The 24,800-nt window shown below is 72.3% G+C and carries 22 protein-coding genes; 13 read left to right on the forward strand and 9 right to left on the reverse strand.

Features of this window, described 5'->3' with window-relative positions; all coding sequences use genetic code 11:
* From AC507J_RS16160 to AC507J_RS16175, 4 genes are all read left to right on the forward strand, one after another.
* Nucleotides 1-403 (forward strand): DUF6069 family protein (locus AC507J_RS16160; protein WP_496289968.1); only part of this gene is annotated, 403 nt, incomplete at its 5' end.
* A 130-nt stretch (nt 404-533) separates the two neighbouring features.
* Nucleotides 534-959 (forward strand): Hsp20/alpha crystallin family protein, encoded by a 426-nt coding sequence (locus AC507J_RS16165; RefSeq protein WP_496289969.1) that lies wholly within the window; start codon nt 534-536, stop codon nt 957-959.
* A 175-nt stretch (nt 960-1,134) separates the two neighbouring features.
* Entirely contained in the window at nt 1,135-2,133 is a 999-nt protein-coding gene (locus tag AC507J_RS16170; protein ID WP_496289970.1) for a tyrosine-type recombinase/integrase, read from the forward strand.
* Nucleotides 2,134-2,179: 46 nt separating this feature from the next.
* Nucleotides 2,180-2,638: an Rv0361 family membrane protein gene (locus AC507J_RS16175; RefSeq protein WP_496289971.1), complete on the forward strand. Its 459-nt coding sequence runs from the start codon at nt 2,180-2,182 to the stop codon at nt 2,636-2,638.
* 52 nt (nt 2,639-2,690) lie between these two features.
* Here AC507J_RS16175 and AC507J_RS16180 read toward each other — a convergent pair whose 3' ends face one another.
* The 7 genes from AC507J_RS16180 to AC507J_RS16210 all read right to left on the reverse strand — a co-directional run bounded on the left by AC507J_RS16180 (nt 2,691) and on the right by AC507J_RS16210 (nt 13,547).
* A complete protein-coding gene (locus AC507J_RS16180; RefSeq protein ID WP_496289972.1) occupies nt 2,691-3,389 on the reverse strand; it encodes an ABC transporter ATP-binding protein in 699 nt (232 codons plus the stop codon).
* On the reverse strand, nt 3,386-4,369 hold the full coding sequence (locus tag AC507J_RS16185) for an ABC transporter ATP-binding protein (RefSeq protein WP_496289973.1): 984 nt from the start codon (nt 4,367-4,369) through the stop codon (nt 3,386-3,388). Before AC507J_RS16185 ends, AC507J_RS16180 begins: the two co-directional genes overlap by 4 nt.
* A complete protein-coding gene (locus AC507J_RS16190) occupies nt 4,369-7,065 on the reverse strand; it encodes an FtsX-like permease family protein (RefSeq protein ID WP_496289974.1) in 2,697 nt (898 codons plus the stop codon). Before AC507J_RS16190 ends, AC507J_RS16185 begins: the two co-directional genes overlap by 1 nt.
* Nucleotides 7,066-7,179: 114 nt before the next feature.
* Nucleotides 7,180-10,374, reverse strand: a complete 3,195-nt coding sequence (locus AC507J_RS16195) for an FtsX-like permease family protein (RefSeq protein WP_496289975.1) — start codon at nt 10,372-10,374, stop codon at nt 7,180-7,182.
* Between the two features lie 204 nt (nt 10,375-10,578).
* Nucleotides 10,579-11,265, reverse strand: coding sequence for a thymidine kinase (locus AC507J_RS16200; protein WP_496290110.1), 687 nt, complete (start codon nt 11,263-11,265; stop codon nt 10,579-10,581).
* 94 nt (nt 11,266-11,359) lie between these two features.
* A complete protein-coding gene (locus AC507J_RS16205) occupies nt 11,360-12,757 on the reverse strand; it encodes an MFS transporter (protein ID WP_496289976.1) in 1,398 nt (465 codons plus the stop codon).
* Nucleotides 12,758-12,779: 22 nt separating this feature from the next.
* On the reverse strand, nt 12,780-13,547 hold the full coding sequence (locus AC507J_RS16210) for a glycerophosphodiester phosphodiesterase family protein (RefSeq protein WP_496289977.1): 768 nt from the start codon (nt 13,545-13,547) through the stop codon (nt 12,780-12,782).
* A 98-nt stretch (nt 13,548-13,645) separates the two neighbouring features.
* Between AC507J_RS16210 and AC507J_RS16215 the strand changes: the two genes are divergently transcribed.
* Nucleotides 13,646-14,629, forward strand: a complete 984-nt coding sequence (locus AC507J_RS16215; RefSeq protein ID WP_496289978.1) for an aldo/keto reductase — start codon at nt 13,646-13,648, stop codon at nt 14,627-14,629.
* Between the two features lie 58 nt (nt 14,630-14,687).
* On the opposite strand, the gene AC507J_RS16220 is transcribed toward AC507J_RS16215, so the two are convergent.
* Nucleotides 14,688-15,479, reverse strand: coding sequence for a lysophospholipid acyltransferase family protein (locus AC507J_RS16220; RefSeq protein ID WP_496289979.1), 792 nt, complete (start codon nt 15,477-15,479; stop codon nt 14,688-14,690).
* Nucleotides 15,480-15,655: 176 nt separating this feature from the next.
* Here AC507J_RS16220 and AC507J_RS16225 point away from each other — a divergent pair, with 176 nt between their 5' ends.
* Genes AC507J_RS16225 through AC507J_RS16240 form a run of 4 tightly spaced genes read left to right on the forward strand, consistent with a single transcriptional unit; the run spans nt 15,656 to nt 19,819 of the window.
* Nucleotides 15,656-17,071, forward strand: coding sequence for a cytochrome ubiquinol oxidase subunit I (locus AC507J_RS16225; RefSeq protein ID WP_496290111.1), 1,416 nt, complete (start codon nt 15,656-15,658; stop codon nt 17,069-17,071).
* Between the two features lie 14 nt (nt 17,072-17,085).
* Complete coding sequence (gene cydB / locus AC507J_RS16230; protein WP_496289980.1) at nt 17,086-18,084, forward strand: cytochrome d ubiquinol oxidase subunit II; 999 nt, start codon at nt 17,086-17,088, stop codon at nt 18,082-18,084.
* A 53-nt stretch (nt 18,085-18,137) separates the two neighbouring features.
* On the forward strand, nt 18,138-18,611 hold the full coding sequence (locus tag AC507J_RS16235; protein WP_496289981.1) for an OsmC family protein: 474 nt from the start codon (nt 18,138-18,140) through the stop codon (nt 18,609-18,611).
* 41 nt (nt 18,612-18,652) lie between these two features.
* On the forward strand, nt 18,653-19,819 hold the full coding sequence (locus AC507J_RS16240) for a GNAT family N-acetyltransferase (protein ID WP_496289982.1): 1,167 nt from the start codon (nt 18,653-18,655) through the stop codon (nt 19,817-19,819).
* 55 nt (nt 19,820-19,874) lie between these two features.
* Here the strand turns inward: AC507J_RS16240 and AC507J_RS16245 are convergent, their stop codons facing one another.
* On the reverse strand, nt 19,875-20,606 hold the full coding sequence (locus AC507J_RS16245) for a hypothetical protein (RefSeq protein WP_496289983.1): 732 nt from the start codon (nt 20,604-20,606) through the stop codon (nt 19,875-19,877).
* Nucleotides 20,607-20,814: 208 nt separating this feature from the next.
* Between AC507J_RS16245 and AC507J_RS16250 the strand changes: the two genes are divergently transcribed.
* The 4 genes from AC507J_RS16250 to AC507J_RS16265 are packed head-to-tail and all read left to right on the forward strand — an operon-like array spanning nt 20,815 to nt 24,797.
* A complete protein-coding gene (locus tag AC507J_RS16250; RefSeq protein ID WP_496289984.1) occupies nt 20,815-21,543 on the forward strand; it encodes an SDR family NAD(P)-dependent oxidoreductase in 729 nt (242 codons plus the stop codon).
* Nucleotides 21,544-21,548: 5 nt separating this feature from the next.
* Nucleotides 21,549-22,127, forward strand: coding sequence for a GNAT family N-acetyltransferase (locus AC507J_RS16255; protein WP_496289985.1), 579 nt, complete (start codon nt 21,549-21,551; stop codon nt 22,125-22,127).
* A 43-nt stretch (nt 22,128-22,170) separates the two neighbouring features.
* Complete coding sequence (locus tag AC507J_RS16260) at nt 22,171-24,021, forward strand: glycoside hydrolase family 15 protein (protein WP_496289986.1); 1,851 nt, start codon at nt 22,171-22,173, stop codon at nt 24,019-24,021.
* Nucleotides 24,018-24,797 carry a glucose 1-dehydrogenase gene (locus AC507J_RS16265; protein WP_496289987.1) on the forward strand — a complete coding sequence of 260 codons (780 nt, stop codon included), beginning with the start codon at nt 24,018-24,020 and terminating at the stop codon, nt 24,795-24,797. The genes AC507J_RS16260 and AC507J_RS16265 overlap by 4 nt, the downstream gene beginning before the upstream one ends.
* Nucleotides 24,798-24,800: the final 3 nt, after the last annotated feature.

The raw sequence follows: 24,800 nt of genomic DNA on the forward strand, positions 1-24,800 counted from the left end.
CTTGTCCGCCGTCAGCACCACCACGTCCCTCCGTCGTCGAGCCCTCGGCGTCCTTGCGGCCGTCGCGGCCAGCGTCGTGATCTGGCTGGTCACCGCGATCGGCGGAGTCGACTACGCGGTCCGCAGCCCGGGGCAACCCGAGGTGGTCGTCAACCTCGTTCCGGTCGCCGTGGCCTCGCTCGGCGCGGCCCTGCTGGGGTGGGCGGCGCTGGCCCTGCTGGAACGGTTCGCCGGCGACCGGGCCACCACCATCTGGTTCACCCTCGTGCTGGTGGCCACCCTGCTGTCGTTCGCGCCCCTGATCCAGGTCGAGGCCACCGCCGGAGCGAAGCTCGCCCTGGGCGCCATGCATCTGGCGGTGCCGGCCGCGCTGATTCCGCTGCTGCCCAAGCGCGACCACTGACCACCGATCGCTCGACTTGACGACGCTCGACTTGACGACGTGCGGCGGGCGCGCTAAATAAGGAGGTGAAGTTGAGTCGATAGGGCTCAACTCCAGATACCTTCGGCCAGAGGAACCGAGGAGGCACGACATGCTGATGCGCACCGACCCGTTCCGGGAGATCGACCGGCTCGCCGAGCAGTTCTTCGGCACCACCAACCGCCCGGCCGTCATGCACATGGACGCCTACCGCGACGGCGACTACTTCTACGCCGCCTTCGACCTGCCCGGCGTCGACCCCGACAGCATCGACTGCACCGTGCAGCGCAACGTGCTCACCGTCCGCGCCGAGCGTCGCCGGCCCGCCGGTGACAGCATCGAACTCGTCGCCGCCGAACGACCGATGGGGGTGTTCAGTCGGCAGCTCTTCCTGGGCGACACCCTCGACACGGACAAGCTCGAAGCCGGCTACGAGAACGGCGTGCTGACGCTGCGCATCCCGGTGGCCGAGCGGGCCAAGCCCCGCCGGGTCACGGTCACCGCGAGCGGCAACGGCCGCAGGCAGATCAACGCCTGACACGCGACCCCCCTCCCCGCGATCTTGCACTTCCGGTCTCCACATAGCGGGACAAAAGCCGCGAACTGGCGACCTAGAGTGCAAGATCGCGGGGGCGGGGCGGGGCGGGGCGGGGATCTTGAAGGGTCGGCGCGCCTGGGTGGTAACGGGCAGCGGGGCTGAGAAGCTTCTTCACATGCGTCCGCGCGACCTTCCGGTGCTGTCACACCCACCGGCTGAACCCGCCCTGCCCGGTGAGCCACTCGCCGTCACCGAGGCCTGGCTGCGCAACCGCCGACTCAGCGAACACACCCGCGACGCGTACCGCCGCGACGTCGCCGGCTGGCTCGCCTGGTGCGCCGAGCGCCACCTCGACCCGCTGCGGGCCAACTTCCTGCACGTCAACGAGTACGGCCGGGCGCTGGAGAACGGCCGGTCGGCGCGTACCGGACGGCCACTGACCCCGGCCACCGTGGCCCGCAAGCTGTCCGCCCTCTCCAGTTGGTACGACTTCCTGGTCAAGCTCCGGGCCCTGGACGCCAACCCGGTCACCGGCGCCGACCGGCCGCACGTCGACCGCGACCACTCGGCCACCGTGGGACTGACCCCCGCCGAGGTCGACGCGCTGCTGGCCGCCGCCGAGGCCGACACCGGCCCGACCGCCGCCCGCAACCGCGCCGCCATCGCCCTGCTGGCCGACCTCGGGCTGCGCGTCGGTGAACTGGTCGCCCTGGACCTCGCCGACCTCGGCGCGGAGCGGGGGCACCGCAGCGTGCGCTTCGTCGGCAAGGGCGGCAAGCCCCGCCGCCGGGCACTGACCCCGTCGACCGCGTACGCGCTGGACGCCTACCTGGCCGAGCGGGCCGACCGCCAGGGCGTACCCGTCGCCCAGCTCACCGGGGCGCTGCTGGTCACCGCCAGCGGCGCCCGCCTGGACCGGCACTCGGTGTTCCGGCTGGTCCGCCGGCTCGCCCGCAGCGCCGGGATACCCGCGTGGGCCCGACTGTCGCCGCACTCGCTGCGGCACGCCTTCGCCACCACCGCCCGCGCCGAGGGCGTACCGCTGGAAGACGTGCAGGACGCGATGGGCCACGCCGATCCGCGCACCACCCGACGCTACGACCGGGACCGGCACAACCTCGACCGCGACCCCGCGTACGCCATCTGGGCGGCCCGCGCCCGCCGCCGAGGCTGACCCTTTCGCCCGCATCGCCGCGGCGAAGTCTCTACCGTCGGATGATGTGGACGTCGAGCAGCCGTGGAGCAGGCCGGCCCGGCGACGTCAACCGGTCCGGGCCGGACTCGTCCTCGCCGGTGCCGCGGTGGCCCTGTGCTGTGTCGGCGTCGCCGGGCTGGGCGCCTGGAACGTGCAGGTGGTCACGCAGGCCGCCGGCCCGGTCCGGGAAACCGCCGACGGATTCCTGCGGCAGATCACCGCAGGCGACACCGACGGCGCCTACCGGCGGCTCTGCTCCGACGCGCGCACCCGGTGGAGCGAACTCGGCTTCACCAGTTGGGTACGCACCCCACCTGTGGTACGCGACTACGAGATCCTGGACGTCTCCGTGGCCACCCGCTCCGGCCGACCCGTCGGCACCGTCACCGTACGGCTGACCCGCGAGAGCGGCACCACCGAGCAGCGTGAGCTGTCGGTGGTCCGCGACGACGCCGGCTGGCGGGTCTGCGGCGACCCCTACTGACCATCCGCCGAGCCGAGCTGGCCATCCGTCGAGCCGAGCTGCGGCGACCCGATCACACCGCGGCCGGCTCGGTGGACTCGACCAGCCGGCCGTCGCGCAGCACCAGCACCCGGTCGGCCAACTCCACAAGCGTCGGATCGTGGGTGGCCACCAACGCGGTCATCCCACGAGCGTGCACCAGCGCCCGCAGCAGGTCCATCACCGCCCGACCGGTCTCCGAGTCCAGCTGACCGGTGGGCTCGTCGGCGATGAGCAGCGCCGGGTCGTTGGCCAGGGCCCGCGCGATCGCCACCCGCTGCTGCTGGCCGCCGGACATCTCGTACGGCCGCTGCGCGGCCTGCCCACCCAGCCCGACCAGCTCCAGCAGCACCGACACCCGTTCCTCGCGCTGCGCGGCCGGCACCTTGGCCAACCGCATCGGCACCCCGACGTTCTCCGCCGCCGACAGGATCGGAATCAGCCCGAACGACTGGAACACGAACCCGATGGTGTCGCGGCGCAGCCGCCGCAGCTCGGCCTCGCCGGCAGCGGTCACCTCACGACCGGCCACCCACACCCGCCCCGCGCTCGGCCGGTCCAGCCCGCCGATCAGATTCAACAGGGTGGTCTTGCCGGCACCCGAACGTCCCCGCACCGCCACCAGCTCGCCCCGGCCAGCCGACAGCGACACGTCCCGCACCGCGTGGACCACCCGGTCGCCGCTGCCGTAGTCGCGGCACAGCCCCTCGACCCGGATCAGCTGCTCACTCACCTTGCGCCCTTTCGCTCACCGGAGCGGACCTGCACGTGATCCGGCTCCAGGGTCAACTTCACCCGGTCCCGCAGCGCCAGCGCGTCGACGAACCCGGCGGGCAACTGCATCCGTCCGGCCCGGTCCAGCACCGCGTACTCCTCGGTGACCAGTTCCTCGACGCCGTCGGCGCCGACCCGCGCGGTGCGGTGCACCTCCGAGGCGGTGCGCCCGTCGCGGATCGCGACGGTCCGCCGCACCTGGGAGGCGACCTGCGGATCGTGGGTGACCACCACGACTGTGACACCCAGCTCGGCGTTGATGGTGCGCAGCGCCGCGAACACCTCCGCCGCCGTCGCCTCGTCCAACTCACCTGTCGGCTCGTCGGCGAAGAGCACCTCCGGGTCGTTGGCCACCGCCACCGCCACCGCACACCGCTGCTGCTCACCGCCGCTCAGCTGCCCCGGCCGGCGATCCGCGCAGTATCCGACGCCAACCATCTCCAGCAGTTCGGTGGCCCGCCGCCGGCCCGCCCGGCCACCCCGGCGCGCCAGCTGCATCGGCAACTCCACGTTCTCCCGGGCGGTCAGGTACGGCAGCAGGTTGCGGCCGGTCTGCTGCCACACGAACCCGACCGTGTGCCGCCGGTACCGCAACCGCTTACGCGCCGACATGGTCAGCAGGTCGTAACCGGCCACCCGGGCGATCCCCGCGGTCGGGGTGTCCAACCCGGACAGGATGTTCAACACGGTCGACTTGCCGGATCCGGACGCCCCGACGATCGCCACCAGCTCGCCCCGGTCCACGACCAGGTCCAGGCCCTGCAACGCGACCACCTCCACCCCCTCGGTGGTGAAGATGCGTACCAGACCGTCGCAGACGATGTGCCCGCGCAGCCGGTCGGCCCCGCCGGCCCGGTCGGCGGCCCGCTGCGCCGCCCGCCGCTGCAACGTGGCCAGATCCGGTACGTCCGCACGTACCACGCTCGTGCCGGCAGTCATCAGTTCTCCTCTCCCAGCCGCAGCACCTCACCGAGGCGCTTGCGTCGGTTCACAAGCGTTTCCGCGACCAGCCCGGCGACCAGGCCGAGCACCACCAGCGCCGACACCCCGCCCACGACCAGCGCATCCAGCTGCTGGCGCAGCGGCACCCCAGGGGCGAAGGCGGACAACCCGAGCGCCGGGCCGAGCAGCCGGGGCAGCAGGGCACCCACCGCCGTGCCGGTCACCGCCGCGACCACCACAAACGGCACCAGCTCGTAGACCAACAGTCGCCGGCCGTGCGCGGCAGGCAGGCCCAGCGTGCGCAGCCGGGACAGCATCCGACCCCGACCGGCGGCGTCGGCGATCACCGCGAACCCGACGGCCAGCACCACCAGCGCCGTACCGCCGACGGCACCGGCGGTGAAGGCCAGCGTCAGCACCTCGTTGGCCCCGGTACGCTCCAACCCCTGCCGGTACGCCCGCCAGGTCTCCAGCGCCGCCGGCAACTGTGGGCGCGTCACCTCCACCCCGAGCACGTCCGACTGCCGGCGGCGCTGCGCGTCGTCAGCCACCGCCAGCAGACGATCCTGGTCGATGTCGGCACCGGCGATCAGGTACCGGTTGGGCACGATCGGCGTGAACTCGTTTTCCGGCAGCGCCTGCCACGGCAGCACCACGAACCGGTCGACGCCCAACCCGACGCCGGGGAAGGTGTCGACCACCCCGGCGACCCGGAACCCGTACAACCGGCCCTGGACGTCGGCCACCGCCTCGCCGCCGATCTCGGCCGCCACCTGCGCCGACACCACCGCCGGCACCGGCGCGCCGTCGCGGGCGGCGGCCCGCAACGCGGCGGGCACGTCCACGTCCACGCCGCTGCGGGCCACCACATCGGCGAACGCCGGGGCGTCCACCACCAGCACCCGCGCCTGCCCGAGCAGTTTGGCCTGCGTCCCGCTCTCCGACAGCAGCCGCCGGTTCGACTCCACCCACATCCGGGCCACCGCCCGCACCCCGGGTACCCCGGTCAGCGTGTCGGCGGCGTCGGGGGAGAAGGCGTACCCGGTCAGCACGGCGTCGGCCGGTACGGTAAGCGTCGTGGCCCGGTCCCGGGCGGCGGCGATGCTGGTCGTCACCACCCCACCGAACACGCCGGTGCTGACCGCGACGATCAGCACGGCCAGCGGACCCAACGCCACCGGCGCACCGCGTCCGGCGCGGGCCACGCCGAGGAAGAGCACCGCGCCGCGCGCCCGCGCCGCCCACCGGCCCGCCAGCCGCAGCGGCCACGGCAACAGCCGGATCGCCACCAGCGCCGCCGCGCCGGCCACCAGCACCGGCACCGAGGCCAAGTACACGTCGACACCGCCGGCCGCGTCGAGGCCCCGTCGACGCAGCAGCAGCACCCCCAGGCCGGCGAGTACCAGCACGCTGGCCTCCACCGTCAGGCGTCGGGCCGACGGACGCTGCCGGATCACGTCGGCCCGCCCGGTGGTCGTGGCGCCACGGCGATGGGCGAGCACGGCCAGCACCGGCACCACGGCAGTGGTCAGCACCGCCAGCAGCAGCACCGCCCAGGGCAGCCCGGCGCCGCGCCCCGGCACCCGGCTGCCGATCAGGGCACCGACCAGCACGGCCACCGGCTGTACCGGTGCCGCCTCGGCGAGGGTCCGGAAACCGATCGTGGCAAGTGCGGCGCCCCGGGCCCGCAGCAGGGCGAACTCCTCGCGGCGCCGGCTCACCGCCAGTCGGGCGGCCAGCAGGATCAGCCCGAGCAGGCTGGCGATCAGCCCGGTCTGCACGACGGCCAGCAGGGAACGCACCGCCCGCAGTTCGTCGCCGAAGCGGGTCAGCGTCGAGTCCAGCGACGTCTGCACCCTCGAGTCCGGCTCCCACTCGATCCGCCGGCTCTCCGCCACCGCCGCGGTGACCTCCGTCAACATCGAAGTGTCCAGCCGCTGTTCGTCGAGGCGGTAGCGCCAGGAGTAACCGGTCGGCACGCTGGTGGCGGTGGAGACCAGGTCGATGCCCGTCCAGTCGGTGACGGCCTCGGCCAGGTACGGGTCACCGTCCTCCATCGGCGCGATCGGGTCGAGGGCGAGCCGCAGGTCGTCCCAGACCGGGTCGTCGGCGTCGCGGACGGTGAACACCCCGACGACCTGCGCCTGCGCCACCAGCCCCCGGACACCGGTGAAGCGCAACCGGGTGCCCGGTCGCAGCGACAGCAACTCGGCCACCGCCGCCGACACCGCCAGCTCGGCCGGCCCGTCCGCCTGGGTACGCGGCCACCGGCCGGCGGTCAGCTCGGCCGCCTCCGGCACCCCGGTCTGCGCGCGCAGACCGATGTTCTTCACCGCGCCGCCGTTCATCGGCGGCTCGTCACCGGTGGCGGTCAGCTTCTCCTCGGGCAGCGCGGCGGCGTACCACCGGCGATCCACCAGGCCGGGCAGCGGACCCGGCAGTTGCCCGGCGTACCGGTCGAGGGAGCCCTGACCGGCGGCAGCCGCACCTGCGGCGTCGGGAAGGAACTCGACGAGGATGGACACGTCGCGGACCTGGTGCGGCAACCGGTCCACGTCGGCGCGCAGCCCCGCGTCGGCGTACCCGTCGGCCAGCCTCGGCGCACCGGTCACCAGCAGCGCCGCCACCAGCCCCAGCACCGCCAGCAGACCCACATGGGCCGCATACACCCTGATCCGCCGCACCGCGCTCACCGGTTCCGCCCTCCGTTCGCGACTGCGGGGCTCCGCTGCGCTGCACTCCTCGCGCTCACCGAGCAAACCTTTCGTTCGCGACTGCGGGGCTCCGCTGCGCTGCACTCCTCGCGCTCACCGGTCCTCCCCGATGCGGAGTTGGGTGGCGGTCAGGCGGCGCCGCATGGTCGCCGACACCGCGGCGCTGAAGGCGAGCGCGAGCAGCAGCAGACCGCCACCGGTGGCCAGCACCGGTGGCCAGTCGATGCTCAACAGTGGTGGCGGATCGGGGCGGTCGGCGGACGGGGTGAGGATCACCAGCGGCGCCATCGTCGCCGCGACACCGAGCCCGACGGCCAGCCCGACCAGCACGCCCACCCCGGCCAGGAACGCCTGCTCGGCCAGGAGCGACCGGGCCACCAGGCGGTGTCCCGCACCGAGGGTGTGCAGCACGGCCAGCTCGGTGGCCCGCCGGCGGGCGGTGGCGCTGACGTCCACGGCGACGCCGACCGCGGCCAGCAGCACGGCGGCGAGGGCGGCGGCGAACAAGGCGCCGCGGGCACCCACCCCGAACGGGTCGCGGGCCAGTTCGGCGGCGGCGTCCGCGCGGTCCAGCACGACCAGACCGCCGAGCGCGGCGGCGGCCGTGGCCGCCTGCTGCGCCTGACCGGGCGTGGTGGCCAGCCACCACTCCTGGGTCGACGGCAGCAGGCCGTGGTCGTGGAAGAGCCGGGTGCTCAGCGACCGCAGGTCGACAAGCAGGGCGGCGTCCTGGGCGTCGCCGGGCAGCGCCGCCACGGTGTCGACCACTGTCACGTCCACGTCCGCGCCGCCGAGGAACAGCCTGGTCCGGGCGCCCACGTCGACGCGCAGTGCCGCCAGCGCCCGCGCGGTGGCCACCACCGGCACCCGGCCGTCGGCGGCCGGTCGGGTGATGGTCAGCTGCCGCAGCGCTGGCCGGTCGTACGGTTCGCCGGGGCGGGTGTAACGGGTGGACAGGGCGGCGCCGGTGGCGGTCGACGAGGTGACCTCCCCGGCCCGGTCGGCCAGCCGCCACGGCCCGTCGGCAGCCAGGTCCAGCGGCGTACCGGCGACGCCCTCCGGGCCGGCCCGCAGGTCGGACACCTGCCAGTCGAGGGTCATTCCGGCTCCGCCGACGGTTTCGGCGGTGAACCCGGCCAGCCGCCACGGCCCACCGGTGGCCGGCAGGTCGACGGCGAAACGCAGCGGTTCGTCGTCGCGGCCGGTGCCCAGCGGCAGCGGCCGGTGCCCGTCGCTCGCCCCGACGAGGACCGCCTGGTGGCGTACCGACCCGGTGGCGCCGTCACCGCCGCTGCGGGTGAGCAGTTCTCCGGTCAGCCGTCGGGCGTCGGCCGGCAGAGCGACCGTCGGCGCCTCGACGCGCTGGTTGACGACGGTGTCGAACAGTTCGTCGGTGGAGCCGCCGGCCAGGTCGGAACGGAGGCGGACCACCTCGCGGGCGGTGGCGGCGTCGACCGCCAGCATGGTCGCCGGCTCGGCGGTCGGCCCCAGCCGTACGCCGTCGCGCCAGGCCGCCAGCACCACTTCCGCGCCGGGCAGGTCGGCGAGTTGGTCGGCCCGCTGCGCCGGGGCGGCGTTGTTGGTCTCGGTCAGCCGCAGGTCGGCGCCGACCTGGTGGGCGGCCTGGTCCTCCAGGGAGCGGCGTGAGGTGCCGGCCAGCGACCAGGCGAGGGTGCCGACCGCCACGGCCAGGGCGAGCAGCAGCACCGGCCCGGCGTGTGGACGCCGACCGGCCTGCCAGGTGCCGAGCATGACGGCCGTCCACGGCTTGCGGTCCACCCAGCGTTCGGCGAGCCGGATCAGCGGCGGCAACAACCGCAGCGCCAGCACCGCCCCGGCCAGCACGCCGAGCGTCGGCGCGGCGGCCAACAGCGGATCGACGCCCACCTGCCCGCCGCGCGATCGGGACAGCGGGGAGGAGTACTGGCTGAGCTGGTACCAGGCCAGTACGGCCAGGCCGACCAGGACGAGGTCCAGCCCGGCGCGCTGCACCGTGCCGCGCCGGCTCGGCCGGGACCGGCTGGCCACGTCGGCGACGTAGCTGTCGCCGCGCCGCAGGCTGGGACCGACCATCGCCAGCGCGCAGCCGGCCGCGGCGGCACCGGCCACCAGCCAGATCAGCGGGGCGGTGTCCGAGCGCAGCGACACCGCCGCCAGCCCGGGCAGCCGGTCGGCCAGGCCGAGCACCTGGCTGGCCAGCAGCGGCGCGAGGACGGCGGCGGGCAGCACCACCAGGGCGGCCTCCCGGGCGGTCAGGCCGGCCAGTTGCCAACGGGCGGCACCCCGGGCCCGCAGCAGCGCGCTCTCGCCCCGCCGCTGCTCGGTGAGCAGGACCGCCACCAGCAACAGCGCGTACCCGCCGAGCACCACCACCAGCAGCATCGGAGTGACCAGCGCGGAGCGGCCGACGAGGGTGGCCTGCTGCAACCGCCGTACCAGGGCGCCGATCTCGCTGGTGGCCACCGCGGAGTCACCGAGTCCGGCCGCCTTCGGGGCCTCGGTGGTGATCCTCGTCGCCGCGTCGGTCAACTGCTCCAGCGTGGCGGGGGTGCCCACCGTGGTCAGGTCCGGTTCGACCAGCCAGCCGGCGGAGGCGTTGGCCAGGAACCGGGCGGTGAAGTCGTCGCGGTGCACGGTCATCGGCCCGTACGTGGCCGCCTGCGGCATCGAGCCGGTCGCCGTCTCGGGGGCCAGTCGCCAGTACGCGGCGTCCGCGTCGACGGGGGTGAACACGCCCACCACGCTCACCTCGGTGACCCGACCGGTGAGCCCGTCGGTGATCGGGATGCGGTCGCCGACACCGACGCGCAGGGTCGTCGCGGCCGCGGCGGCGATCGCGGTCTGCACCGGACTCGCGCCAGCCTTCGGCCAGGTGCCGGCGGTCAGTCGGGCGTGTGCGGGCAGGTCGTCGAGGAACATCACCGAGGCGTACGTGGTGCCGGTGCGGTCGGCGACGGCGTCGCCGGTGTCGCCGCGCAGTTGCCGGCCGGCGGCGTACCCGGCGGCGCTGATCCGGGCGGGCATCCCGGCGAGGTCGGTCTCGACGCGCTCGCGCAGTGCGCCGTCACGCTCGCCCAGTGCCTCGGCGGTACGCCCGGCCGAGGCGCGCACCAGGATCGACCGTTCCTCGGCGCTGGCCGAGGTGAGCACGCTGCGGGTGCCGGAGTCGACCACGTCCCGGCTGTAGCCGGCCAGGCCGGTGAGGGCCACCGTCGCGACAAGTGTCGCCCCGGCCGCCGCGAGCAGCAGCCCCTTCGTGCCGCGGGCGCGCCGCAACGCGAGCCTCATCCGTCGTACCCCCGCTGGTGTCGCGGGCCGATGTGTGGCCCGCTGTCGGTGTCGTCATGCACCAGAAGGGGCGGGCTGCCGGAAAAGGTTCGCGGCAGTGATCATTTCGTTATCCACGGCGATGGTGGCTACGGCGCTCCGGCCGGGGCCGGCGTCGCTCTCGGGCCGGTGCTCCGGCCCGGCGCCTGCGTCGAGGCCGGCGTGTCAGGCGCGGGGGCCGAGGTCGCCGGTGCGGTGGTGGCGCCGGCAGAGCACCTGGTAGCGCAGGTCGGCGTCGTCGACGGTGTCGCCGATGACCACCTGTTCGCCTTCCCGCACCACCCGGCCGTCCGCCACCCGGGCGTTGAGCAGCCCTTCCCGGCCGCACCAACAGAGCACCTCGACCTGGATGCGGGCCACCGAGTCGGCCAGTTCGAACAGCCGCTGCGCGGCGGGGAACAGGCAGGACCGGAAGTCGGTGGCCAGGCCGAAGGCGTACACGTCCACGTCGTAGCTGTCGACCAGTTCGGCCATCTGCTCCACGTGCTCGACGGAGTAGAAGCTGGCCTCGTCGCAGATCAGGTAGTCCACCCGTACGCCGTCGGCCCAGGCGTCGCGGACCAGGGCCCGCAGGTCCAGCTCGTCGGTGATCTCGATGGCCTCGTGGGCCAGCCCGATGCGGGTGGTGACCTGCGGGCCGAGGGAACGGTCGATGCGGGTGGTGACCAGGCCCCGGCGGCCCTGCCGGGCGTGGTTGTAGTTCATCTGCAGCGCCATCGTGGACTTTCCGCAGTCCATCGGGCCCCAGTAGAACCGCAGGGCGGCGGCGTGCGCCGGCCGGCCGTCCACGCCCCGGGCGGCGACACAGCCGGCCGGGTTGTCGCCCGGACCGGCCAGCAAGGGTCGGGCCAGGCAGGTCGGGGTGGCGTCGTCGGCGGTAGTCACGGACGGGCAGCCTAGCCGATCGGCGTCGCCGAACTGATCATCGGCGGGGCGTCGGTGTGGGTCACAGCACCCGTGGCGGAGTGTTGCCGGCGGCGATGATGGCCCGACGCATCGGCACCGCCAGCAGCAGCAGGAAGCCGACCACGAAGAAGATCAGCAGGGAGACCAGGCCCACCCGGTAGGAGTTGGTGAGCTGGAAGACCAGACCGAACGCCAGTGGCCCGAGCCAGCTGGTGCCCTTGTCGCTGATCTCGTAGAAGCCGTAGTACTCGCCTTCCTTGCCGGCGGGGATGAGCTGGCTGAACAGCGACCGGCTCAACGCCTGGCTACCGCCCAGCACCAGACCGATGCCGGCACCGAGCACCATGAACGGCAGCGGCGCCTCGGCCGGCAACCGGAACGCGGCGACGATCACCACGGTCCAGAGCACCAGGCTCAGCAGCACCGTCTTCCAGGCGCCGATGCGGGCGGCCAACCCGCCGAGGGCCAGCGCGCCGCCGAAGGCCAGGAACTGCACCAGCAGGATCGTCACGATCAGGGTGCTCTGCTCCAGCCGCAGTTCCTCGGTGCCGTACTGGCTGGCCAGCGTGATGACGGTCTGGATGCCGTCGTTGTAGACCAGGAAGGCCAGCAGGAAGAACAACGTCAACGGGTACGCCTTGACCTCCCGCAGGGTGCGGCCGAGCTGCCGGAACCCGTCGGTGAACACGTTGCCGCCACCACCGGCGGCGGCCAGCGCGGCGGCGGTGGGGTGTTCCCGCAGCCACCGCAGCGGCACCAGAGTGAACGCCGCCCACCACAGGCCGGCCGAGACGATGGACCAGCGGGCCAGATCCAGGGTGCGTTCCGGCGTGCCGTTGTCGAACGACTGCACCGCGACCAGGTTCAACGCCAGCAGCAGGCCGCCACCGAGGTAGCCCAACGCCCAGCCGCGACTGGAGATGCCGTCGCGTTCGTCCGGGCCGCCCAACTGCGGCAGGAACGAGTTGTACACCACGATCGCCGCCCCGAAGGCGATGTTGGCGACCAGGAACAGCACGCCGCCGAGCAGATACCGGTCGCCGGTCACGAAGATCATCGCGATGGTGGCGAAGGCGCCGGTGAACGCGGTGCCGGCCAGCAGCCGCTTCTTGTGCAGCGACCGGTCGGCGATGGCCCCGATCACCGGCAGCACGAAGACCGTCAGCAGCACCGACAGCGAGATCAGATACGGGTAGTACGAGCCGGCGGCCACCTTGATGCCCAGCGGGTAGACGTACCCGGTGCAGTCCTCGCCGAGCTGACATCCGGCGGCGGTCTTGGCGATGCTGGTCAGGAACGGCCCGAGGAACACCGTGATGACTGTCGTCTGGAAGGCTGAGTTGGCCCAGTCGTAGAAGTACCAGCCGGTGCGCTCGCGACGGGTGCTGGCGGGGGGAGGGGTGTCGTCCTGCGCGGCAGGGGTCGCCGTCTCGGCCATGTGGGTTCCTTTGCCCGGGTGTTCAGGCGGCCCAGTGGCCGCGGCTGCGGTAGACGTCGCGCAGCACGCCGACGTGGTCGGTCATGATGCCATCCACCCCAAGATCAAGTAACTCGTGCATCTCGGCAGGATCGTCGATCGTCCAGACATGCACCTGCAACCCCAGCCGGTGCGCCGTACGCAGGAACCGCCGGTCGACCACCGGCACCCGGCCGTAGCGCACCGGCACCTGCGCGGCCACCACCGAGCGCGGCAGCCGCAACGGCCGGCCGGTCAGCGAGGCCCACCGCAGCCGGGCCACCCCACGTACCCCGAGACTCGTGGCCACCCGCTCGTGGGTCAGGGCCCGCAGCCGCTTGAGCCGGCCGTCGCTGAACGAGGCAAGCAGCACCCGATCGCCCGCACCGGCCCGGGCCAGCGTGGCCACGGTCGGCTCCACCCCCCGGTCGGACTTGACGTCGATGTTGAACCGCACCTGCGGCCACGCGTCGAGCACCTCGTCGAGGCGGGGCACCGCGGCGGCGCCGCCGACGCGTACCGCGGCCAGGTCGGCCCAGCGCAGCGCGGCGAGGCGACCACGCTGCCCGGTGAGCCGCTCCAGGGTGGCGTCGTGGAACACCACGGCCACTCCGTCGGCGGTGGCGTGCACGTCGGTCTCCACGTACCGGTAGCCGAGGTCGACCGCGCGGGCAAAGGCCGCCGCGGTGTTCTCGTCGCCCTCGGCGGCGCCCCCGCGATGGGCGAACGCGAGCGGAGCGGGGGCGTCCAGGTAGGCGTAGCCGGTCGACACACGGCGCAGTATGCCCGGCCCGGGTGACCTGCCGGCGACCGGGACGTGGCCCGGCACCCGACCCGGCCGCCCACCGCCGACCGTGCTATCCACATCCCATGAGTGACCAGCAGGAACGACCGGCGACCAGCGCCGCGACCGACATCCGGGAGCACCGGCTGATCTACGGGTGCATGGGGCTGGGCGGGCAGTGGGACCGGCAGCCCTACGGGGCCACGGAGATCGACGACGCGCACGCCGCGATCGAGGCCGCGTTGGAGATCGGCATCACCGCGTTCGACCACGCCGACATCTACCGCCACGGCAAGTCCGAGGCCGTCTTCGGCGAGGTCCTCGCCCGCACCCCGGGGTTGCGCTCGCGCATCCTGTTGCAGACCAAGTGCGGCATCCACCTGCCCGACGGCAGCACACCGGGCTACTACGACCTGCGCGGCACACACATCCTGCACAGCGTCGAGCAGAGCCTGACCCGGCTGCGTACCGACGTGATCGACGTACTGCTGCTGCACCGGCCGGATCCGTTGGCCGACCCGCAGGAGATCGCCGAGGCCCTCGCGTCGCTGCACCGGCAGGGCCTGGTGCGACACTTCGGGGTCTCGAACATGGCCGCCGCCCAGGTGGCCTACCTCCAGGCACACCTGGACCTGCCGCTGGTGGCCAACCAACTCCAGTTGAGCCTGGCCCACCGAGACTGGCTGGAGGCCGGTGTGCTGGTGAACACCGGGGAGTCCGCCGCGCTCGGCTTTCCGCTCGGCACGCTGGAGCACTGCCGGCGCAACCGGATCGGGGTGCAGGCCTGGGGCGCGCTGGCCGGCGGCCGCTTCACCGGTGCCCAGCAGAGCGCGACGGAACACGCCACGGCCGAGCGGATCGCCGCGCTCGCGCACGACGCGGGCACCACGCCGGAGACGATCCTGCTGTGGTGGCTGCAACGGCATCCGGCCCGGATCGTCCCGGTGATCGGCACCGCCCGCCCCGAGCGCATCCGGGCCTGCGCCGACGCGCTGCACCGCGCACCCGAGTTGACCCACGAACAGTGGTACGAGCTGTGGCTGGCCGCCCGGGCCGAACCGCTGCCCTGACCCACCCCTGCACCAGGTTGGCGGCAGTGGTCGACCCACACTGCCGTCAACCTGGTGGTCAACGGGACGGTTCGGGGGGTGGGGAGCGGCGCCGGTGGGAGCGGCTGGTGTCGACGGGTCGGCCGGGGTCGACGTGGCGAGGTCGGTCGGGTTCGTCCGGGCGTAGCGGGGCGAGGGCGCCGGTGAGGGCGTCGATGATCCGGTCGGTGCCCCGCCGGGCCGCGCCGGGACCGCCGCCGGCCAGGTCGGTAAGCGTCACCGGATCGCCGAAGTGCACCCGCACCCTCGGGCGGCGCACCAGCGCGCGGGCCACGCCGCCGACCAGCCCTCTGGGCGCTAGGTAGGGGAGTACCTCGTGACTGCCCCACTGGGCGACCGGGATGACCGGGGCGCCGCAGGCCAGGGCGAGCCGGGCGGTGCCGGTCTTGCCGCGTTCGGGCCACAGACCCGGATCCAGCCCGATGCGCCCCTCGGGATAGACCAGGATCGCCGAGCCGGCAGCGGCCGCCGCCGCCGCGTCGTCCAGGGCCCGGTGCACGCCGCTGGTGCCCCGGTCGACGCGGATGTGCCCGGCGGCGCGCATGGCCGCGCCGATCACCGGAACCCGGAACAGCCCGCCGGTGGCCATGATCCGGGGTGCGATCCGCCGCTCCCGGCACGCCGCGGCCAGCACGATCGGGTCGAACGGGCTGATGTGGTTGGCGGCCAGGATCAGCGGCCCGCCGCGCAGCGCTGCGGGGATGTCGCCGGTGACCTCCAGCCGGGCCAGCAGCGCGACCACCACGCGGGCGAGCACCTGCGCGGCGCGCCAGATCAGCGGCGGTTGCCAGGGGGAGTGGGCGAGGTCCATCAGCCGGTCATGGTCGCATGCCAGTGCCCGCCGAGGGTGCCCGGGTCGGGCCGTACGGCAGGAGTGAGCAGGGTCATTGGTCCCGGGCCGGTTCGGGCCTCCCGCCCCTGCCGAAACCTCTACGACGCCCGGTAGTATTTACTACGTCTTGTAGTATGAGCGACTGGGGGTCGCAGGTGGACGCGTTGGACGTCGCCCGCTGGCAGTTCGGTGTCACCACCGTCTACCACTTTCTCTTCGTGCCGCTGACCATCGGCCTCTCCGTCCTGGTCGCCATCCTGCAGACCCGCTGGCACCGCACCGGCGACGAGAAGTACCTCAAACTCACCAAGTTCTACGGCAAACTCTTCCTGATCAACTTCGCCATGGGCGTGGTCACCGGCATCGTGCAGGAATTCCAGTTCGGCATGAACTGGAGCGACTACTCCCGCTTCGTCGGCGACATCTTCGGCGCACCCCTGGCCATCGAAGCCCTCGTCGCCTTCTTCCTCGAATCCACATTCATCGGCCTGTGGATCTTCGGCTGGGACCGGCTACCCAAACGCATACACCTCGCCTGCATCTGGGCCGCCGCCATCGGCACCAACCTGTCGGCGTACTTCATCCTCGCCGCCAACTCGTTCATGCAGAACCCCGTCGGCTACCGCTACAACCCCGAAACCGGCCGCGCCGAACTGACCGACTTCGTCGCCGTACTCACCAACAAGGTCGCCCTGATCACCTTCCCGCACACCATCGCCGGTGCCTTCCTCGTCGCCGGATCCCTCCTCGTCGCCGTCGCCCTCTGGCACCTGATCCGCAACCGCGACAGCGCCGACACCCCCGCCTACCGCTTCGCCGCCCGCTTCGGCTCCTGGGTCACCCTCATCGCCGCCGTCGTCGTCGTCATCACCGGCGACATCCAAGGCAAAATCATGACGCAGGTGCAGCCAATGAAGATGGCCGCCGCCGAGGGCCTCTACCAGACCGAGAGCCCCGCCTCCTTCTCCGTACTCACCATCGGCAGCCTCGACGGCAGCCGCGAACTGTTCGCCCTCAAGATCCCCTACCTGCTGTCGTACCTCGGCACCGGCGACCCCAACGGCACCGTGCACGGCATCAACGACCTACAGGCCCTCTACAGCGCCCAGTACGGCCCCGGCAGCTACACCCCGATCATCCCGGTCACCTACTGGAGCTTCCGCTTCATGATCGGATTCGGCCTCGCCGCCGCCGCCATCGCCCTGCTCGTGCTCTGGACCCAACGCAAGGGCCGCACCGTCCCAAACAGCAAATGGCTGCTCCGCGCCGGCCTCGCCATGCCCATCCTGCCGCTGCTGGCCAACTCCTTCGGCTGGATCTTCACCGAGATGGGCCGCCAACCCTGGATCGTCTTCGGCGAGATGCTCACCCGCGACGGCGTCTCCCGCAGCGTCTCCCTGACCGAGGTCCTCACCAGCTTCACCGCCTTCACCCTCATCTACGCCACCCTCGCCGTCATCGAGGTCAAACTGCTCATCCGCTACGCCAAAGCCGGCGTACCCGACGTCACCCCCGACCCCGAACCCGACGACACCGACGACGCCGACCGCCCGCTCGCCTTCGCCTACTGACCCGGAGCCCCACCGTGGAACTGACCACCATCTGGTTTCTCCTCGTCGCCGTGCTCTTCACCGGCTACTTCATCCTCGAAGGCTTCGACTTCGGCGTCGGCATGCTGCTCCCGGTCCTCGGCCGCGACGACCGAGAACGCCGCGTCATGATCAACACCATCGGGCCGGTCTGGGACGGCAACGAGGTCTGGCTGATCACCGCCGGCGGCGCCATGTTCGCCGCCTTCCCCGAGTGGTACGCCACCCTCTTCTCCGGCTTCTACCTGCCCCTACTGCTCATCCTGCTCGCCCTCATCGCCCGCGGCGTCGCCTTCGAATACCGCCACAAGCGCCCCGAAGCCAGCTGGAAACGCCGCTGGGACAAGGCCATCTTCTTCGGCTCACTCATCCCCGCCATCGGATGGGGCGTCGCCTTCGCCAACATCCTGCGCGGCGTACCACTCGACGCCGACCACGAATACGTCGGCGGACTACTCAACCTGCTCAACCCGTACGCCCTGCTCGGCGGCGCGACCACCGCGGCGCTGTTCGCCACCCACGGCGCCGTCTTCATCGCCCTCAAGACCGTCGGCGACATCCGCCACCGCGCCGCCGCCCTCGCCACCCGCCTCGGCGTCGGCACCGCCCTGCTCGCCGTCACCTTCCTCACCTGGACCCTCACCATCCGCACCAGCACCGCCGCCGTCGTCCTCGCCGTCGGCGCCGCCGTAGCCCTACTCGGCGGCCTCGCCGCCGCCAAGGCACGCCGCGAAGGCTGGGCCTTCACCGGCACCGCCGTGGCCATCGGCCTGGCCGTGGCCACCCTGTTCGCCGCGCTCTTCCCCAACGTGCTGCCCTCCACGCTGGACCCCACCGGCACCCTCACCGCCACCAACGCCGCCTCCACCGACTACACCCTCAAAATCATGACCTGGGTGGCGGTCCTCTTCACCCCGATCGTCCTCGCCTACCAGGGCTGGACCTACTGGGTGTTCCGCAAACGCATCGGCGTGGCCCACATCCCACAACACTGACCCCCACCGGCCCGGGACCCCGTGTCCCGGGCCGATCCGGCAGCATGAACGCCATGCGCCTGCACACGCACACCTACCACACCACCGTCACCTGGACCGGCAACCTCGGCACCGGCACCAGCGGCTACCGCGACTACCGCCGCGACCACGACATCACCACCGACGGCCGCCCCACCATCCCCGGCAGCTCCGACCCCACCTTCCGCGGCACCCCCACCCGCTGGAACCCCGAACAACTCCTCCTCGCCGCCCTGTCCCAGTGCCACCTCCTGGCCTACCTGCACCTCTGCGCCGACAACGGCATCGTCGTCACCGACTACGTCGACGACGCCACCGGCACCATGACCACCGACGCCACCGGCAACGGCCACTTCACCGAGGTCACCCTCCGACCCCGCGTCACCGTCGCCGACCCCACCACCATCGACGCCGCCACCGCCCTGCACGACCAGGCCCACCACGTCTGCTTCATCGCCAACTCCGTCAACTTCCCCGTCCGCCACGAACCGGTCACCAGCACCGACTAAACAGCACCGAGCACCCGCGGCACCCCGCTATCGTCGGGCCCGTGCACCCCACCGTCCGCGAACTCACCACCGACGACCTGCCCGCCGCCTGGCAACTCGGCCAACTCACCTTCGGCTCCAACCCACAACCACCACCGCCACCACCCGCCGGCCGCACCCAGTACGGTGCCTTCGACCACACCGGAAACCTCATCGGCAAAGCCGTCGACCTGCACGACGAACAATGGTGGGCCGGACACGCCGTACCCGCCGCCGACGTCGCCGGCGTCGCCGTCACACCCGAAGCCCGCGGCACCGGCGTCGGCCGCGCCCTGCTCCGCACCCTGCTGCACGGCGCCCACGAACGCGGCGCCGCCATCAGCGCCCTCTTCGCCACCACCACCGCCCCCTACCGCGCCTGCGGCTGGGAAATCGCCGGCCAGCTACGCACCCTCGACCTGCCCACCACCGCGCTGCCCCGACACCACCGCACCGGACACCTCACCGCCCGCGCCGGCACCCCCGCCGACCTGCCCGCCACCGCCGAGCTCTATCAGCGCGTCACCCGCCACCGCTGTGGCCTGCTCACCCGGGCACACCCCCGCTTCGCCGCCACCGACAAACTGCCCTACGACGGGCTCACCATCGTCGAACACGACGGCACCCCGGTCGGCTACGCCGGCTGGAACCGCGGCCGAGGCTACGGCCCCGACGCCGTACTCACCGTCGAAGACATCATCGCCACCACCGCCGACGCCGCCCGCACCCTCATCGGCGTCCTCACCACCTGGCACAGCGTCACCCCCACCCTGCGGCTGACCCCCCTGCCCGGCGACGCCATCTGCACCCAACTGCCACTCGAACTCGCCCGCGAACACAAACGCGATACCTGGATGCACCGACCCGTCGACATCACCCGCGCCATCCAGGCCCGCGGCTGGCCCACCCACACCCGCGGCACCGTCGCCTTCACCCTCACCGACGACCTCGCCCCCTGGAACACCGGCACCTGGCAACTCACCGTCGCCGACGGCCAAGCCCAACTCCACCGCACCACCACCGACCCCGACCTGCACCTGACCGTACGCGGCTTCGCCCGCCTCTACACCGGCACCGCCACCGCCCGCACCCTCGCCGAAACCGGACACCTCCGACACACCACACCCGACCCGAGCGCCCTCGACCTGCTCGCCGCCGGCCCACCCGCCCAACTCATCGACTACTTCTAGAAACAACAGGGCCCGGAGGTGTACACCCCCGGGCCCCGACGCACCGACACACCGCTCAGCCGGCCCGACCCGACTCCGGATCCTCCGAACCCGCCTCACGCAACTCCGCCAACCGGGCCTCGATCTCCGCCAACTCGGCCCGCAACTTCTCCGCCTGCCGCTCAGCCTCCGACCGCTCCGCCGACAGGATCTGCTCCACCGCCTCGTGCACCCCCGGCACATCCACCAACGCCACCATCCGCAACGCCTCCGCCGGCTTGAGCACGTACGGCTTCGCCAACACCTTCCCACCCTGCTGCGCCGCCACCGTCCACTCACCCTCGGCGTACGCCAACGTCACCGTCAACCCCGCCGGCCCCTTCGGCTTCGCCGCCTTCACCGCCCGCCGCACCGCCGGCTTCGCCTCCACCGTCTCCACCTTCGACTCCTCCCGCTCCTTCGACTCCTCGCGCCGCGGCTGCGGCACCCGGTCCAACACGAACTCCGGCCCCGCCACCACCGGCTCAACCGGCGCCGGCTCCACCTTCACCTCCGCCGGCCGACGCCCCGCCCCCTTCGGCGCCACCGCCACATCGGCAGGGGAGAAGGGCAACTCGTCACGCCCGAACCGCACCACCACGAACTCGTCGGACACCGCCGGATCCGTCAACTCCACCACCTGACCCAACTGCCCGGCGATCTGACCCGCCGACGCCGTGAACACCACCTTCGGCTTACGGCCCGCGGCCAACGCCTCCCGGATGCCGCGCACCTCGTCATCGGACAAACCCTGGCCAGCGGCACCCATCACGCAACCTCTTCCCTCGTACACGTGTTCAGACGCCTGCCTTGATACCAGCCGCCAACGACAACCTGAAGATCAGCCCCCCTCACCCACACCGACCAGATCGGACACCGACCACCCGAAGCCATGGTCCCGATCACACCCCGCTTCCAACCCCACAACCACCGCCGGTAACCTCACGCGCACCAGCCGAGACAGGGGAGAGGACCACATGGCGCCCGTCACCGTCATCACCGGCGGCAGCCGCGGCATCGGCGCCGCCACCGCCCGCCGCCTCGCCCACGCCGGCCACCACCTCGCCCTCGGCTACCGCCACGACCACCACACCGCCGGCACCATCGCCGCCGAGCTACGCGCCACCGGCGTACAAGCCATCGCCGTACCCGCCGACACCCGCGACCCCAACCAGGTCACCGCCCTGTTCGACGCCGCCGCCGAACTCGGCCCGATCACCGGCCTGGTCAACAACGCCGGCATCACCAGCCCCATCGGCCCCTTCACCGACCTACGCCTCGACGACCTGCGCGACGTCATCGACGTCAACCTCATCGGCTACATCCTCTGCGCCCAACAGGCCGCCCGCCGGATGACCCACGGCGCCGCCATCGTCAACATCTCCTCCGTCGCCGCCACCCTCGGCGGCCCAGGGGAGTACATCCACTACGCCGCCGTCAAAGCCGGCACCGACGCCCTCACCATCGGCCTGGCCAAGGAACTCGCCCCCCACGGCATCCGCGTCAACGCCGTCGCACCCGGCATCATCCGCACCGACATCCACGCCCTCTCCGGCCAACCCGACCGACCCGACCGCGCCGCCAGCCGCATCCCACTCGGCCGCCCCGGCGAACCCGACGAAGCCGCCGCCGCCATCACCTGGCTACTCGGCCCCGACGCCTCCTACACCACCGGCGCCATCCTCCGGGTCAGCGGCGGCCTCTGACCCCCATGCCGCTGCTCGTCCCACCCGCCCTGCCACCCGGCACCCTCAACCGCCACCCCCAACCACACATCGACGCCCCCGGCCTGCAACTGCGCCCCTGGAAACCCACCGACCAAACCGCCGTCATCGCCGGCTACGCCGACCCCGCCATCCAACGCTGGCACTGCCGCACCATGACCGCCGACGAGGCCCACACCTGGCTCACCACCTGGCCCCGACGCTGGCAGGCCGAAACCGGCGCCGGCTGGGCCATCACCGACCCCACCGGCATCCTCGGCCAGATCAGCCTGCGCCGCCTCGACCTGCACGACGGCATCGCCGAAATCTCCTACTGGGTCCTGCCAACCGCCCGCAACCGTCGCGTCGCCACCCGCGCCCTCACCGCCCTCACCACCTGGGCGTTCCACACCGCCGGACTGCACCGCCTCGAACTCAACCACTCCACGGCCAACCACGCCTCCTGCCGCGTCGCCCACCACGCCGGCTACCTTGCCGAAGGCACCGCACGCGGCGAAGGCCACCACACCGACGGCTGGCACGACACCCACCGCCACGCACGCCTACACACCGACCCACCCACCTGACCCAACCGAGGCATGCCACCCCGCCGCCCGGGTAACCACGCCCGTGAACACCGCAAGCATCGCCGAACACGGCTTCCTCGCCGACGGCCGCAGCGCGGCCCTGGTGGACCGCGACGGCTACGTCAACTGGTGGTGCCCCCTACGCTTCGACGGGCCCTCCGTCTTCGCCCGACTGCTCGACGACGCCGCCGGCCACTGGTCAATCCAGCCCGAAGACCCCTACACCAGCCAGCGCTCCTACCTCGAAGACACCCTCGTGCTACGGACCGTCTTCACCACCGCCCACGGCAGCGTCGCCCTGACCGACGCCCTCGCCCTGCAACCCGGCGCCCGCGGCCACGACATCGGCCTGCACTCACCCCGAGTACTGGTCCGCGTCGTCGAAGGACTCACCGGAGAAGTCCCCATCCGCCTCGACTACCGACCCCGGTTCGAATACGGACAGGTCACCGCCTACCTCACCGAACACGACGACACCATCGACGCCAGCGCCGGCGCCTGCCGACTCAGCCTGCGCGGCGACATCCCACTGACCCCCGCCCAGGGCAACGCCACCGCCAGTTTCACCGTCCGAGCCACCGAAACCTACCGGTTCACCCTCGGACACGCCCCCACCCACGACGCCGACCCGCCCACCCTGCCCGACGCCGACCAGGCCGTCGCCGACACCGTCGCCGGCTGGCGCTCCTGGGCCGACCTGCACCGCCACCAGTACCGCGGCCTCTTCGCCGACCAGGTACGCCGCAGCGCCATCGTCCTACAGGGCATGACCTACCAACCCAGCGGCGCCATCGTCGCCGCAGCCACCACCTCGCTACCCGAGGAACCCGGCGGCAACCGCAACTACGACTACCGCTACGTCTGGGTACGCGACTTCAGCCTCACCCTCCAGGCCCTCTGGCGCGCCGCCTGCCCCGACGAGGCGACCCGGCAGTTCGCCTGGGTGGCCCACGCCACCGGACGCATCAGCGACCGCCCCGTACCCATCATGTACGGCGTACTGGGGGAGCGGGACCTCACCGAACACCACCTCGACCACCTACGCGGATACGCCGACAGCCGACCGGTCACCATCGGCAACGACGCCTGGCGGCAGCGCCAGAACGACGTACTCGGCGAGGTCCTCGACGCGGCCTGGCTGATGCGCCACTACCTCGACCCGATGGCTTCCGACGTCCGGCAACTGCTGCGCGACCTCGCCGACCAGGCAGCACTGACCTGGCACCGGCCGGACGCCGGCATGTGGGAGTCCCGCGACGCCGAACGCCACTACGTCTCCTCCAAGGTCCAGTGCTGGACCGCACTGGACCGGGCGGTGCGCTTCGGACCCCGAATCGGCGACCGGACCGACCTGGCCCGCTGGGCCGCCGCCCGCGACGAGATCCGCCAGGCCGTGCTCGACCAGGGCTGGAACGAACGCCTCGGCGCCTTCACCGGAGCCTTCGGCTCCGCCGACCTCGACGCCTCCGTCCTGCTCATGCCGCTGGTCGGCTTTCTGCCCGCCGACCACCCACAGATGCGCTCCACGATGCGCGTCGTTGAACGTGAACTCTCCCACGACGGGCTGCTGCGCCGCTGGGACGGCGACCCGGCCGGCTTCGTCATCTGTTCCTTCTGGCTGGTCACCTGCCTGGCGCTGGCCGGTGAGGTGGACCGGGCCGAACAGTTGTTCCGGCAACTGGCCACCCGGGTCAACGACCTCGGTCTCTTCGCCGAGCAGATCGACCCGGCGACCGGGGAGCAGCTCGGCAACTTCCCGCAGGCCTTCTCACACATCGGGCTGATCAACGCCGCCGGTCGACTCACCGAGGCCGTCGAGCGATGCACCGCCGCGGGCCGACCGCGACACCCCGTGCCGGCCGGTACGGGCCGTACGGAAGGAGCACCCAGTTGACCGGACGACTCGAAGGAAAGACCGCCCTGATCACCGGCTCCGACTCGGGGATCGGTCAGGCCACCGCGATCGAGTTCGGCCGCGAAGGCGCCGACGTGGTGGTGCACTACCTGCACGACCACGCCGGCGCCGAGCACACCGCGGCGATGGTGGAGCAGGCCGGCCGCCAGGCCGTCGTGGTGCAGGGTGACATCAGCGTCGAACACCAGGTCGAAGCGATGTTCGACGAGGCGCTGGCCGCCTTCGGCGCGTTGGACATCCTGATGAACAACGCCGGCGTGGACGCCTCCGGCATCCAGGTGGCCGACCTGGACACCGAGACCTTCGACCGGGCCATCCGGATCAACGTCTACGGCGCCTTCTTCTGCTCCCGGCGGTTCGTCCGGCACCGCCGGGAGCAGGGAGGCAACGGGAAGATCATCAACACCACCTCGATCCACCAGGAGGTCGCCCGCGCCGGCGGCGCCGACTACGACACCAGCAAGGGCGCCCTGCTGGAGTTCGCCAAGAGCCTCGCCCTGGAGGTCGCCCCGATGCACCTGAACGTCAACAACATCGGGCCGGGGATGGTGCTCACACCGTTCAACCAGCGCGCGATCGACGACCCGAAGTACCTCGAAGAGCAGGTACAGAGCATCCCGTTCAAGCGGGCCGCGCAGCCGTCGGAGATCGCCAAGGTGGCGGTCTTCCTCGCCAGCGACGACGCCGACTACGTGACGGGCTCGACGTACTTCATCGACGGCGGCCTGATGCAGAACCAGGGCCAGGGCGCCTAAGCC

Source organism: Micromonospora sp. PRAS1, from assembly GCF_059553435.1.

What these genes read in the sequence shown, in the direction of transcription:
- AC507J_RS16165 (WP_496289969.1), top strand. Translation starts at nt 534, where the DNA reads ATGCTGATGCGCACCGACCCGTTCCGGGAGATCGACCGGCTCGCCGAG.
- AC507J_RS16170 (WP_496289970.1), top strand. Translation starts at nt 1,135, where the DNA reads ATGCGTCCGCGCGACCTTCCGGTGCTGTCACACCCACCGGCTGAACCC.
- AC507J_RS16185 (WP_496289973.1), bottom strand. Translation starts at nt 4,369, where the DNA reads ATGACTGCCGGCACGAGCGTGGTACGTGCGGACGTACCGGATCTGGCC.
- AC507J_RS16195 (WP_496289975.1), bottom strand. Translation starts at nt 10,374, where the DNA reads ATGAGGCTCGCGTTGCGGCGCGCCCGCGGCACGAAGGGGCTGCTGCTC.
- AC507J_RS16205 (WP_496289976.1), bottom strand. Translation starts at nt 12,757, where the DNA reads ATGGCCGAGACGGCGACCCCTGCCGCGCAGGACGACACCCCTCCCCCC.
- AC507J_RS16215 (WP_496289978.1), top strand. Translation starts at nt 13,646, where the DNA reads ATGAGTGACCAGCAGGAACGACCGGCGACCAGCGCCGCGACCGACATC.
- AC507J_RS16220 (WP_496289979.1), bottom strand. Translation starts at nt 15,479, where the DNA reads ATGGACCTCGCCCACTCCCCCTGGCAACCGCCGCTGATCTGGCGCGCC.
- AC507J_RS16235 (WP_496289981.1), top strand. Translation starts at nt 18,138, where the DNA reads ATGCGCCTGCACACGCACACCTACCACACCACCGTCACCTGGACCGGC.
- AC507J_RS16245 (WP_496289983.1), bottom strand. Translation starts at nt 20,606, where the DNA reads ATGGGTGCCGCTGGCCAGGGTTTGTCCGATGACGAGGTGCGCGGCATC.
- AC507J_RS16250 (WP_496289984.1), top strand. Translation starts at nt 20,815, where the DNA reads ATGGCGCCCGTCACCGTCATCACCGGCGGCAGCCGCGGCATCGGCGCC.
- AC507J_RS16255 (WP_496289985.1), top strand. Translation starts at nt 21,549, where the DNA reads ATGCCGCTGCTCGTCCCACCCGCCCTGCCACCCGGCACCCTCAACCGC.